This window comes from Flavobacterium sp. LS1P28 (assembly GCF_003970335.1).
GTDB lineage: Bacteria > Bacteroidota > Bacteroidia > Flavobacteriales > Flavobacteriaceae > Flavobacterium.
On sequence record NZ_RYDI01000008.1, the window covers coordinates 18,713 to 31,132 of the forward strand.

A 12,420-nucleotide genomic window follows, 5' to 3' on the forward strand; every position below is an offset into this window, starting at 1 on the left:
AAAATGCTACGAAAAAGGAGAGTTTCTTGAAAATTTGTTGCTTGCAGGTCTCTTTAAAACTGCACCGAAAGAGTAAATTGACAGTGAGTAATTTTCTTGTATAACACATACTTCCGTCAGATGTTTTTTTATTTATAGGTTTTTATCATTTATCTTTGCCGAGTTAAAACTGTATACGTAACCGACTAATTAGATCCTGTCAAATGAGAATATTATTTTTATTTTGTTTTTTAGCAGTGCCCATGCTGCTGTTTTCTCAAAAAAATATTACTAATACAGATACTGCCAGTAAATACCAAAGTGCGTCAGATACGGTCAATAAACAAAAAGAACAAAAAGTGGCTACTGTTGATATGTATCGGTTCATCACTTTAGAACGGGATACCACTTACATTGACACATCTCTCAATATTCAAAAAGAATACAGCCACAACTATTTGCGAAAAGACATTTTTGGACTTTTACCTTTTGCAAATGATGGACAAACATACAATACCTTACAATACGGTTTGACGGATGTAGTTGTATTTCCCGAATTTGGTTTTAAAGCAAAGCATTTTAATTTTTTGGAGGCAAACCAAATCCGTTACAGCTCTGTAGCAACTCCTGCTACCGAATTATATTTTAAAACAACCGTACAAAAGGGGCAGTCAGTAGATGCCTTTATTACCCTGAACACCTCAAAAAATTTAAATTTTTCGATCGCCTACAGAGGACTACGTTCAGAAGGAGAATACATCAATCAGCTCTCAAGTACAGGAAATTTCAGGTTTACCACCAGTTACAACACTAAAAATAAACGGTATTTTGCTAATGCACATTATACCTATCAAGATATTTTAAATGAAGAAAACGGTGGAATTACGACTATTAATGATTTTGAAAGTGGTGATCCAAACTACGATAACAGACAAAGATTTGAAGTGTATCTTAATGACGCCAAATCATTTCTGAAAGGAAAAAGAATTTTTGTGGATCACAATTTTAGAATTAACACAAAAAAAGGAGACAATAACGCGTATCTCGCGCATCAGTTTAATTACGAAAATAAGTTCTTTGAATACAATCAGGCCACAGTAGCATCTGCCGTAGGAGGGGCAATAGTTGACCGGTTTGGGGACTCTTTTGCAAACAGCGGGATCAATGATCAAACTCGTTACAACAAGATGTACAATAGAATTGGTTTGATTTATGAAAATACAACATTGGGTAAATTTCAGTTTTTTGCTGACGATTTCAGATCTAATTATTATTACAATCAGATCCTAATATTTGATGCGAAAACAGTCCCAAGTTTCTTGAGCCAGAACATTAATAGTGCCGGAGGTCAATATGAATACCGAAAAAACAATTGGAACGGTATTTTTTCTTATTCCAGATCCATTACCAACCAGTCGCTTTCAAATTTAGATGCTAAATTGAAGTATGAGCTCACTGATGAAATTCAATTTGCATTTCAGTATCAAAACATAAACAAACTACCCAATAACAATTACAATCTGCACCAGAGCAGTTACGTGCAGTACAACTGGTCTAATGATTTTAAGAATGAAAAAATAAACACAATAAAAGCTAATGCCATTTCTCCTTGGCTAGATGCGGAATTGCAGTTTTCAGTGTTGAATGATCATTTGTATTTTACCGAAGCATCAACTGCGCAGCAAAAAACAGATAACACACAAATTGTTGCGCCGGCACAATACAATAGCACAATAAATTATGTATCGATCAAAATCAGCAGAGAATTAAAATTTGGAAAATTTGCGTTAGATAATACAGTTTTATATCAAAAAACAGAACAACAAGATGCCATCTTGAACGTGCCTGAAATTGTAACGCGAAATACGTTTTACTACTCGAATTTTTTGTTTAAAAAAGCCTTATTTCTGCAAACAGGGATTTCACTCAATTACTTTTCCAGTTATTATGCCAATGAATACAATCCGGTCATAGGAGAATTTTTTGTGCAAAAAGACAAACAAATCGGCAATCATCCTAACCTTGATTTTTTTATCAATGCAAAAATTCAAAGAACAAGGATCTATTTGAAAGCGGAACATTTTAATTCGGCACTCACCGGCAATGATTTTTATGCCTCCCCCAATAATCCATCGCGTGATTTTACGATCCGATTTGGTTTAATTTGGAACTTCTTTAATTAATAGCTCTTTAAAATTTCAATTTTTTAAGTCATTTTTTTTGGGCGTTTTATCGCGCTATCCGCTATATCTTTCCTTGCTTGGCAGCAAACAAGGAAAGGATGTCGCTATTATCACGAACGCAAAATTCCGTAAACAAGATTAATTTATAACAAAATACTATCTTTGTAGCAGTATTTACAACAAATTACAATCTTAAATTTATTATACAATGCGCTACGCAGAAAATATATTAGGTACCATAGGCAACACCCCATTAGTGAAACTCAATAAAGTAACTGCCGAAGTAGAGGCCTTAGTACTTGCTAAGGTGGAAACGTTCAATCCAGGAAATTCCGTAAAAGACAGAATGGCTGTAAAAATGATTGCAGATGCGGAGGCTGATGGCCGTTTACAGCCAGGCGGAACTATTATTGAAGGAACTTCCGGGAATACAGGAATGGGATTGGCATTAGTCGCCATTATAAAAGGATACAAACTAATTTGTGTAATTTCAGACAAACAGTCCAAAGAAAAAATGGATATTCTTCGTGCCGTAGGCGCTAAAGTTGTGGTGTGTCCTACGGATGTAGAACCTACGGATCCAAGGTCGTATTATTCGGTTTCTAAACGATTGGCCAAAGAAACGCCTAATTCCTGGTATGTGAATCAATACGACAACCCTTCAAACGCTATCGCGCATTACGAGCAAACGGGACCGGAAATTTGGGAGCAAACAAGTGGTAAAATTACTCATTTTGTATCGGGGGTAGGCACTGGAGGAACTATTTCCGGAGTTGGGAAATATTTGAAAGAGAAAAATCCAACCATTAAAATTTGGGGAATCGATACCTATGGTTCTGTATTTAAAAAATACCATGAAACAGGAATTTTTGACGAAAATGAAATCTATTCGTATATCACAGAAGGGATTGGTGAGGACATATTACCCATGAATGTAGACTTTTCTTTGATTGACGGATTTACAAAAGTAACGGATAAAGATGCGGCGGTTTATACCCGTAAAATTGCACTTGAAGAAGGAATATTTGTAGGGAATTCTGCTGGTGCGGCGATCAAAGGATTGTTGCAACTCAAAGAACATTTTAAACCGGAAGATGTAGTTGTGGTTCTTTTTCATGATTCAGGAAGCCGTTATGTAGGTAAAATGTTCAATGACGACTGGATGCGGGAACGCGGTTTTCTAGAAGAAGAAATCACAAAGGCGGAGGATGTAATCAAAGATCATATCGACAAACCATTGATTGTGGTGCGTACCGAAGAATTAGTTTCACACGCCATAGAAAGAATGCGTAAATACAAAATATCTCAAATTCCTGTCATTGATACCACCGGATTTGTAGGTTCTGTTGATGAAAGTGATTTGTTTCAAAGTTACGTAGCCGACAAAAATGTAGCTGATAAACCGATTAAAGATGTAATGGGAAAACCTTTTCCAATAGTGAAACACGGAACTCCTATTGAAGAAGTTTCTCGATTATTCACGAAAGAGAATGAAGCCGTTTTGATTGAATTAGAGAATGGAAATCACCATATTATAACTAAATATGATATTATTGGGTCGATAAAATAAGATTAAAACTGGAATTTATTTCCTAATTATACTCCAACAAGAATCAAAAAACCTGCAAGGTTTTTTGGTTTAATTACTTTGTTGCTGTAAAATTTTTGGAATCTAAAAGTTTGCAAGAACATCTAAAAAAAAGGTAACAAATACATTGAACTTCTATAATTGACAGTATTTTTGTAAATCTGAAATCAAATATCGTTAACCCTAAATCTGAAATCAAATTGACCTTCACCGCTATAGACTTTGAAACAGCAACCGCATACCATCCGTGTTCTGTAGGAATTGTAACCGTAGAAAATGGAATAATTACAGATGAGTTTGTTAGTTTAATCAAACCGCCAAATAATTTATATTCTCCTTTTACCATTCAAGTGCATGGGATTTATCCGCGGGATACCATGAATGCTAAGTCATTTGCTCAGGTATATCCTGAAATTAAAAAACGGTTGCAAAACAGGATGGTTGTAGCTCACAATGAAAGTTTTGACCGGAATGTTTTGGCAAAATCAATGGCTCTTTATAATTTAGAGTATGCGGATTTGAATATTGCCTCTCGTTGGGAATGTACCGTAAAAATATACAAAGCCAAAGGATTAAAACCAACTAAATTGAGCGATTGTTGCCGGGAAATGAATATCGCTTTGAATCATCACGAAGCGTTATCTGATGCTCGGGCTTGTGCCAAATTGTATTTGTTGAAATAAAAACATCCTATTTTACTAAAATAGCATTCGGTATTTTAGGGAAATTTCTGATTTTTTTTATTTTAGATAATTTGCTATTTTTTTTTACTACATTAGTCTTCAATCTAATATTTTCAATATGAAAGAAGATTTCCTCCATTACCTTTGGAAATTCAAGAAATTTGATACTTTGAATTTGAAAACTTTCAATGGAGAGGAAATCACAATTGTTGCTGTGGGCCAATATCTTGAACTGGCCGGTCCTGATTTTTTTAATGCACAAATAACGATTGCAAATCAAAAATGGGCAGGAAATGTCGAAATTCATCTTAAATCGTCAGACTGGTATGTGCATCATCATGAACAGGATTCAGGATATGAAAACGTTATTTTACATGTGGTTTGGGAGCATGATACGGAAGTGTTTAGAAGCAATAACAGCGAAATTCCGGTTTTGGAACTCAAAAAATATGTAGATAAGGCCACCCTTGAAAATTACCAATCTTTAATGGCACCCAAATCATGGATTTTTTGCGAAAAGCAAATTAATAAAATTGATGGATTTGTCTTTAAAAATTGGCAGGAACGTCTGTTTTTTGAACGTCTGGAAAGAAAAGCAAAATCTATATTTGATTTGTTAGAACAAACTAATCACGATTGGGAAGCAGTGTTGTTTTGCCTTTTGGCTAAAAATTTTGGATTAAATACCAATGGAGAACTCTTTTTTAAAATGGCACAAAACATTCCTTTTTCGGTGCTTAGAAAGGAAAGTTTTGAAATTGAGAATCTGGAAGCATTAATTTTTGGAACCGCAGGGTTATTGGATTGTGATAAGGAGGATACTTATTTCAAAGATTTAAAATTTAGGTATTTTTACTTGATACATAAATACCAATTGGAGCAAGGTGGCCAGGCACCAGTCCAGTTTTTTAAGCATCGCCCGGATAATTTTCCTACGATACGTCTTTCTCAATTGGCAAATTTATACCACAGTCAGGTACATTTATTTTCAAAAATAAGTGTTTTGAATTCATTAAAAAGTAGTTACGACCTGTTTCAGGTTTCGACTTCTGAATATTGGTTGAATCATTACCAATTTGATAAAGAAAGTCCAAAGAAAAGGAAATCGCTTTCAAAATCTTTCATTGACTTGATCGTCATAAATACCATAATTCCGCTACAATTTGCTTTTGCTAAAAGTCAGGGAAAAGAAATTTCAGAGGATTTAATTCGTCTGTTAGAAGAAGTTTCTCCGGAGAAAAATGCCATTATAGATAAATTCAAGTCTTTTGGGGTTCTCGCTGCAAGTGCTTTTGATACCCAATCATTACTGCAATTAAAAATGGAGTATTGCAACGCAGGTAAATGCTTAGAATGTGCCGTGGGAATGGAATTGTTGAAAAAAAATTAATTCAATTATTTTTGGATTTGTTTACTGGAGAATGTTGTAAATTTGTTTTTTAAATATGCGATTGACGAATTTAATACACTAACTGAAAAATGTCAGCAGTAATTAAGCTTAAGTTCTTTTTTGAGAAACACGGTTTTCATGTTTCCTCCCGCTTAGCAGATACCTTAGGAATGCGTGCCAGTAGCGTCCGACTATTTTTTATTTACTTGTCATTTGTTACAGCTGGCTTGTGGTTTGCCGTGTATTTAACTTTGGCTTTTTGGATGCGGTTGAAAGATTTAATTCGTGCAAAACGCACTTCGGTTTTTGATTTGTAAAAAGAGTTAAATAAAAAAAGGGATTCTAAAATAGTTAAACTATTTTAGAATCCCTTTTTTGTATGCTGTAAATTTATTTATCCGGATTGTTTAGTTTACTTTTTTTCTTACCGTAGGCAAAATAGATAGCAACTCCAATAATCATCCAAATGGCAAGTCTTTCCCAACTTTCAATAGGTAATCCAGCCATCAAGATTAGACAGATGATAACTCCTAGAATTGGAAATACTGGTACAAATGGCACTCTAAAACCTCTTACTGCATCGGGATTAGTTTTTCTCATTACAACAACTCCAATACATACAAGAGCAAACGCAAATAATGTTCCTATACTTACCATATGACCTAAGTCTGACACAGGAACAAATCCTGCAAACATGCTAACAAAAACCATGAAAAGTAGGTTTGTTTTGTATGGTGTTCTATTTGTTGCATGTAATGTACTAAAAAATTTAGGTAATAATCCGTCAATACTCATACTGTAGAAAACCCTACTTTGCCCCATCAACATCACTAACATTACAGAGGTATATCCTGCAATAATCGCAATTGTTAATGCTGAATTTAAGAATGTATAACCTGTCTTAGCAAACGCTGTAGTGACAGGGCTTGCGTCACCTTTAAAGTTAAGGTAGTTTTCTAAACCAGTTAAAACAAAAGCAAATAGAACATATAAAACGGTACAAATTATGAGCGACCCTAATATACCAATTGGCATACCTTTTTGTGGATCTTTTGCCTCTTGTGCAGCTGTAGAAACAGCGTCAAATCCTATAAATGCAAAAAACACAACTCCTGCACCTCTTAGAATACCACTCCAACCGTAATGACCAAAGTAATCGCTACTAAAGAAATTTAAAAATGTCATCTTTCCTGAGCTTAAAAGGGCTTCGCCTTCATTTACAGGGATAAATGGAGTATGATTCGCTCCGTCAATAAAACCCCATCCGATACCTATGAATACAATAACAACAGTTACTTTTAAAATAACCAAAATATTGTTTAATAAAGCTGATTCTTTTGTACCTCTAATCAATAGTAGAGAAAGGGCACATATAATTAATATGGCGGGTAAATTAATGAATCCTGGTTTCTCATCCCATGGTCCATGGAGTATCTCTTGGGGAATATTGAGTCCATAATTGGCAAGGAATTTATCTACGTATTGAGACCAACTCACTGCTACTGTTGCGGCTCCAAGAGCATATTCAAGCACTAAATCCCATCCAATAATCCAAGCAACAAATTCCCCCATTGTGGCATAAGAATAGGTGTAAGCACTTCCTGCTACTGGGATCATAGAGGCAAATTCAGCGTAGCACAATCCAGCAAAGGCACAGCCTATCCCTGCTAAGACGAAGGATAGCGTTACTGCGGGTCCTGCATTATCTGCGGCTGCGATTCCTGTTAAAGAAAATAATCCTGCTCCGATAATTGCTCCAACTCCTAGCGCTACTAATGAACGTGAAGACAAAGTTCTTTTTAATCCTTTTTCAGATTCTGATGCTTCATTTAGCAATACCGAAAGGGGTTTAGTTTTCCAAATTGACATGGGTTATATGGTTTTGTTTGTTATTAAGCTCCAAATGTATTGTTTTTTATAAAAAATAAAAACAATAATTGAATTTTAAGTTGTAAAAAATGATTTGTCGTCTTTTTTAATATTGATTCCCGGTGAAATTATTTTGTCAAATAGGCTTGTAGCGGGTATTAATTTGTTTTTGAAAAAAAATCTACAGAAAGCGAACGGTCTTGATTTAATTTATAAATTTAGAATTATTTTTAATGCTAGCAAATCGATACGTACCCCCATGAGTTTTAAAACGATTCTAACTTATTTTAAGTTCACTAAGGAGCAACGAACCGGTATTTTCTTTTTGTTTGTAATTAGTGTAGTCCTGCAGCTGGTTTATTTTTTTGTTGATTTTAGAGCGGTATCTAAAGTGTATCCTGAAAAACAAAAATGGCTTTCTCTTCAAACTGCAATGGATTCCCTTACTATGGAAGCTGCAAATAAAAAGCCCAATGTGTATCTTTTTAATCCCAATTTTATCACAGATTATAAAGGATATAGATTAGGAATGTCTCTTCAGGAAATTGATCGTTTGCTCGCTTTTAGAAAACAAAACAAATATGTAAATTCTCCTGAGGAGTTTCAGAACGTGACTAAAGTTTCAGACTCATTGTTAAATGTGCTAGCGCCTTATTTTAAATTCCCGGATTGGGTGCTTGCTAAAAAACAGAAAACTAAATTTATTACATATAAAAAATATTCAAATCCAGCTTTCGTCAAAAAAGAAAAAATCCTAGTCATTGATATCAATAGGGCAACAAAAGAAGATTTGGTAAAAATTTATGGAATAGGTGAGGCCATTTCTATTCGCATTTTAAAACAAAAAGAAACGTTGGGCGGATTTGTTTCTATGGATCAAATGCAGGATATTTGGGGGTTGTCACCAGAAGTAATTGAGAATTTGAATACTCATTTTGAAGTTTTGGCGCTGCCTCAATTTAAAAAAATCAAGGTCAATACCGCTTCTTTAAAGGAGCTTTCTCAGTTTTATTATTTTAGGTATGCACTGGCCAGAGAAATTATAACCTATAGAAGCATGAAGGGGGATTTTAATAATATTGAGGATTTAATAAAAATTAAGGGATTTCCTGTTGATAAAGCAAAAATAATTGACTTATATTTGGACTTTAATTAGAAGTGTCAGATTTTAAGCCCCGGACAAGAGAATTGTATTGCCTTTTAAAATTGAGGTGTTACTTTTTTATTAGCGGATTATTTTTAATCGTTTAAAAACGAAATTTGAAATAGTACTGCTTTATTATGCTTCAATTAATACTATTTGTTAAGAAAAATATACTATATGAATTCAATTTATTTTACGGAAGAACACCATGCATTTAGAGAAAGTTTAAAAGATTTTCTGCAGAAAGAAGTTGTTCCGCATATCGAAAAGTGGGAAAAAACGGGTACAATAGAACGTTTTATTTGGGAAAAATTTGGCGAGATGGGGTACTTTGGTATTGCCTACCCAGAGGCTTATGGCGGTCTGAATCTCGATTTATTTTATACTGTTATTTTTCTCGAAGAATTGCAAAAAATTAAGTCATCAGGTTTTGCTGCTGCCATGTGGGCTCATGGGTATTTAGCGATGACCCATTTGAATGCTGAGGGTGACGAAAGGATAAAGCAAGATTACTTAGTGCCAAGTATCGCCGGAAAGAAAATAGGAGCTTTATGTATTTCAGAGCCTTTTGGGGGTAGTGATGTTGCGGGGATGCGCACTAATGCCGTAAAAAAAGGAGATAAATATATTATTAATGGTTCCAAAACATTTATTACAAACGGTGTTTATGCAGACTATTATATTGTTGCAGCAAAAACTAATTCTGAACTTGGAAACAAAGGGATTAGCATCTTTTTGATGGATACTGGTTTAAAAGGGATATCGGCTGTCAAACTAGATAAATTAGGTTGGAGAGCATCTGATACTGCTGAAATTGCCTTTGACAACGTAGAGATCCCAGCAGAAAACTTAATGGGTGAAGAGGGGAAAGGATTTCCTTACATCATGCAGCATTTTGCTTTGGAGCGTTTAATCATGGCGATAAATGCACATGCTAGAGCTGAATATGCAATAGATTATACAATAGATTATATGTCGCATAGAGAGGCATTTGGAAAAAAAATAAGTAAGTTTCAAGCACTAAGACATACGCTTGTTGAGCATGCAACAGAGGTAGAACACTGTAAGGTGTTTAACTATGCTGCTGTCGCTCGTTTAGACAAAGGGGAATACGTCGTAAAAGAGTCCACTATGGCTAAGCTGAAATCTACAAAAGTTGCAGATGATACTATTTATAGTTGTTTGCAAATGTTAGGTGGTTATGGGTATATGGAGGAGTATCCATTGGCACGTTTGTTTAGGGACAGTCGTTTAGGTCCAATAGGCGGAGGAACTTCAGAAATTCTTAAAGAGATTTTAGGAAAATTAATTATTGATAATCAAAATTATGTGCCAGCGGTAAAGTAGTTTAGACTTTGATTAGGTAGTTTCTGGAGCGAATAAGTTTTGCTTAACGGGATGCTTTAGATTCAATAAAGTAAGTATTTTATAAAAAGAAGAGTCAATTTGTGTATTGACTCTTTTTTTTATGTCAAGGATAGTACTGCGAATTTTACCCCGATACCTCGCAATGAATAAGATTATAGCGAATAGCTGGCAGCACATGATAGCCTATTCGTGAAACGGAATTGATATTTTGCAAACATGCTCAAATAAATTTACAATTAATGACTTCCAATTCAAAATAATGTTTACTTTTGCACACTTAAAGAAAGGGGGTGTCTATATTATGTTAATTATACCAATTAAAGACGGAGAAAATATCGATAGAGCATTAAAACGCTACAAAAGAAAATTTGATAAAACAGGAACTGTTCGTCAACTAAGAGCACGTACTGCTTTTATTAAGCCTTCAGTTACAAATAGAATCAAAATTCAAAAAGCGGCTTATATCCAAAATATGAGAGATAACTTAGAGAGTTAGTCAATATCTATTAAATAAAATACCGTTAGTCATCAAAATTGTATAACTTTGATGCTAACGGTTTTTTTATGACTACTAATAAAGATGCTTTTCGGGATTATCTACAGTTGGAGAAAAAATATTCTCCTCATACCTTAACGGCATATTGTGCGGATATTGCTTCTTTTGAATCATTCAACAAAATTCACTTTGAGGAGCAAGGCATAGAGCAGGCAGGGTATAGTCAAATCAGGAGTTGGATTATAGTACTTGTGGATGATGGGGTCTCGAATGGTTCTGTTAATAGAAAAATAGCGTCTTTAAAAGCATTTTACAAATTCCTGTTGAAAACAAAGCAAATTCGGGTTAGTCCATTGTCAGGGCATAAAGCATTGAAGGCTTCGAGGGTTTTGCAGGTTCCTTTTTCTGAAAAGGAAGTTTTGAATGTTTTAGATCAAATGCAAAATACAATTGGATTTGAAGAAGTGAGGAATAAACTCATAATCGATTTGTTGTATACTACCGGAATGCGACGCGCAGAGCTGATTCAGCTTCAAATAGCAAATATTGACTTATCCAATAGTACAATTAAAGTATTGGGCAAGCGAAGTAAAGAACGAATCCTTCCTGTTTTGCCGGTACTGGCGGCTCAGTTTTGTTTGTACCTAAAGGAAAGAGCTTTGTTGGTAATAGTCGCTGATAATGCTTATTTTTTTCTCACAAAAAAAGGATTAAAATTAAATGATTCTTTTGTGTATCGGCTAATAAATTCTTACTTTAGTGGTGTGTCTGAGAAAGTAAAAAAAAGTCCACATATCCTGCGGCATACTTTTGCAACACATCTATTAAATAATGGTGCGGATTTAAATTCAGTAAAGGAATTGTTAGGGCATTCTAGTTTGGCTTCAACTCAAATTTATACCCATAGCAGTTTGTCAGAAATTAAAAATATTTATAAAGAGGCGCATCCTCGAGGACGTAAATGATTCGTAAAATGTTTAACTAAAAAAAATGATTATGAAGGTAAGTGTTCATGCAGTTAACTTTACTGTTGACAAAAAGCTAGTAGATTTTGTTCAAGAAAGAATGGACAAGTTAGAAAAATATTATGACAAGGTGGTGTCCGCCGATGTTTTTTTGAAAGTGGAGAAGACTAGTGATAAAGAAAATAAAATTGCTGAGGTAAAAATGAATGTTCCTGGGGATGATTTTTTAGTTAAAAAGCAATGTAAAACTTTTGAAGAAGCCTTAGAACTTTCTGCTGAATCTTTAGAACGATTATTGGTAAAAAGGAAAGAAAAAATAAGTTCGCATATTTAATATGATTTTTTTTTAAAAAAAGTTTTGATTGAGAGATAAAATCTATACATTTGCAGTCCGTTAGAAATAGCGGACTTTTTTTATTGATTCGCCAGCGTAGCTCAGTTGGCTAGAGCAGCTGATTTGTAATCAGCAGGTCGTGGGTTCGAGTCCCTCCGCCGGCTCAAGACTGTAAAGGTCTGGCAATATAAAAAGTAGGGGAGATACTCAAGCGGCCAACGAGGGCAGACTGTAAATCTGCTGTGTAAACTTCGCAGGTTCGAATCCTGCTCTCCCCACGATGAAAGTTTTAAATTAATTTAAAATGCAACATTTAAAATTAATTCTCTGCCGGTGTAGCTCAGGGGTAGAGTGCTTCCTTGGTAAGGAAGAGGTCTCGGGTTCAATTCCCGACATTGGCTCAAGTAAGTAGGAAATAGAA

At 34.7% G+C, this 12,420-nt stretch carries 11 protein-coding genes and 3 tRNA genes; 13 read left to right on the top strand and 1 reads right to left on the bottom strand.

What is annotated here, in order from left to right:
- The first annotated feature begins 203 nt into the window (after window positions 1–203).
- The 5 genes from EKL97_RS07995 (at window position 204) to EKL97_RS08015 (ending at window position 6,140) form a co-directional block, all read left to right on the top strand.
- Window positions 204–2,162, top strand: a complete 1,959-nt coding sequence (locus tag EKL97_RS07995; protein WP_126563322.1) for a putative porin — start codon at window positions 204–206, stop codon at window positions 2,160–2,162.
- A 208-nt stretch (window positions 2,163–2,370) separates the two neighbouring features.
- Window positions 2,371–3,732 (top strand): pyridoxal-phosphate dependent enzyme, encoded by a 1,362-nt coding sequence (locus tag EKL97_RS08000; protein ID WP_126451890.1) that lies wholly within the window; start codon window positions 2,371–2,373, stop codon window positions 3,730–3,732.
- A gap of 218 nt (window positions 3,733–3,950) precedes the next feature.
- Complete coding sequence (locus tag EKL97_RS08005) at window positions 3,951–4,433, top strand: 3'-5' exonuclease (RefSeq protein WP_126451891.1); 483 nt, start codon at window positions 3,951–3,953, stop codon at window positions 4,431–4,433.
- Between the two features lie 118 nt (window positions 4,434–4,551).
- Window positions 4,552–5,823: a DUF2851 family protein gene (locus EKL97_RS08010; RefSeq protein ID WP_126463120.1), complete on the top strand. Its 1,272-nt coding sequence runs from the start codon at window positions 4,552–4,554 to the stop codon at window positions 5,821–5,823.
- A gap of 89 nt (window positions 5,824–5,912) precedes the next feature.
- Window positions 5,913–6,140 (top strand): PspC domain-containing protein, encoded by a 228-nt coding sequence (locus EKL97_RS08015; protein WP_126451893.1) that lies wholly within the window; start codon window positions 5,913–5,915, stop codon window positions 6,138–6,140.
- A gap of 73 nt (window positions 6,141–6,213) precedes the next feature.
- Here the strand turns inward: EKL97_RS08015 and EKL97_RS08020 are convergent, their stop codons facing one another.
- Window positions 6,214–7,692 (bottom strand): amino acid permease, encoded by a 1,479-nt coding sequence (locus tag EKL97_RS08020; RefSeq protein WP_126554471.1) that lies wholly within the window; start codon window positions 7,690–7,692, stop codon window positions 6,214–6,216.
- A gap of 259 nt (window positions 7,693–7,951) precedes the next feature.
- Between EKL97_RS08020 and EKL97_RS08025 the strand changes: the two genes are divergently transcribed.
- The 8 genes from EKL97_RS08025 (at window position 7,952) to EKL97_RS08060 (ending at window position 12,400) form a co-directional block, all read left to right on the top strand.
- Window positions 7,952–8,848, top strand: coding sequence for a ComEA family DNA-binding protein (locus tag EKL97_RS08025; RefSeq protein ID WP_126568616.1), 897 nt, complete (start codon window positions 7,952–7,954; stop codon window positions 8,846–8,848).
- Window positions 8,849–9,013: 165 nt separating this feature from the next.
- On the top strand, window positions 9,014–10,183 hold the full coding sequence (locus tag EKL97_RS08030; RefSeq protein ID WP_126568617.1) for an acyl-CoA dehydrogenase family protein: 1,170 nt from the start codon (window positions 9,014–9,016) through the stop codon (window positions 10,181–10,183).
- A gap of 322 nt (window positions 10,184–10,505) precedes the next feature.
- Window positions 10,506–10,700: a 30S ribosomal protein S21 gene (rpsU, locus tag EKL97_RS08035; protein ID WP_035670421.1), complete on the top strand. Its 195-nt coding sequence runs from the start codon at window positions 10,506–10,508 to the stop codon at window positions 10,698–10,700.
- 68 nt (window positions 10,701–10,768) lie between these two features.
- The gene (locus EKL97_RS08040) at window positions 10,769–11,665 is read left to right on the top strand and encodes a tyrosine-type recombinase/integrase (protein WP_126568618.1); all 897 of its coding nucleotides are present in this window, start codon (window positions 10,769–10,771) and stop codon (window positions 11,663–11,665) included.
- Between the two features lie 31 nt (window positions 11,666–11,696).
- Complete coding sequence (gene hpf / locus EKL97_RS08045) at window positions 11,697–11,999, top strand: ribosome hibernation-promoting factor, HPF/YfiA family (RefSeq protein ID WP_126455885.1); 303 nt, start codon at window positions 11,697–11,699, stop codon at window positions 11,997–11,999.
- A 90-nt stretch (window positions 12,000–12,089) separates the two neighbouring features.
- Window positions 12,090–12,163 (top strand) — tRNA-Thr (locus tag EKL97_RS08050).
- A gap of 33 nt (window positions 12,164–12,196) precedes the next feature.
- Window positions 12,197–12,277: transfer RNA gene (locus EKL97_RS08055), tRNA-Tyr, on the top strand.
- 51 nt (window positions 12,278–12,328) lie between these two features.
- Window positions 12,329–12,400 (top strand) — tRNA-Thr (locus EKL97_RS08060).
- Window positions 12,401–12,420: the final 20 nt, after the last annotated feature.

Bases quoted from the DNA above. Each gene is read 5' to 3' on its own strand.
- EKL97_RS08025 (WP_126568616.1), top strand. From the start codon at position 7,952: ATGAGTTTTAAAACGATTCTAACTTATTTTAAGTTCACTAAGGAGCAA.
- hpf (WP_126455885.1), top strand. From the start codon at position 11,697: ATGAAGGTAAGTGTTCATGCAGTTAACTTTACTGTTGACAAAAAGCTA.
- rpsU (WP_035670421.1), top strand. From the start codon at position 10,506: ATGTTAATTATACCAATTAAAGACGGAGAAAATATCGATAGAGCATTA.
- EKL97_RS08015 (WP_126451893.1), top strand. From the start codon at position 5,913: ATGTCAGCAGTAATTAAGCTTAAGTTCTTTTTTGAGAAACACGGTTTT.
- EKL97_RS08040 (WP_126568618.1), top strand. From the start codon at position 10,769: ATGACTACTAATAAAGATGCTTTTCGGGATTATCTACAGTTGGAGAAA.
- EKL97_RS08000 (WP_126451890.1), top strand. From the start codon at position 2,371: ATGCGCTACGCAGAAAATATATTAGGTACCATAGGCAACACCCCATTA.
- EKL97_RS08030 (WP_126568617.1), top strand. From the start codon at position 9,014: ATGAATTCAATTTATTTTACGGAAGAACACCATGCATTTAGAGAAAGT.
- EKL97_RS08020 (WP_126554471.1), bottom strand. From the start codon at position 7,692: ATGTCAATTTGGAAAACTAAACCCCTTTCGGTATTGCTAAATGAAGCA.
- EKL97_RS07995 (WP_126563322.1), top strand. From the start codon at position 204: ATGAGAATATTATTTTTATTTTGTTTTTTAGCAGTGCCCATGCTGCTG.
- EKL97_RS08010 (WP_126463120.1), top strand. From the start codon at position 4,552: ATGAAAGAAGATTTCCTCCATTACCTTTGGAAATTCAAGAAATTTGAT.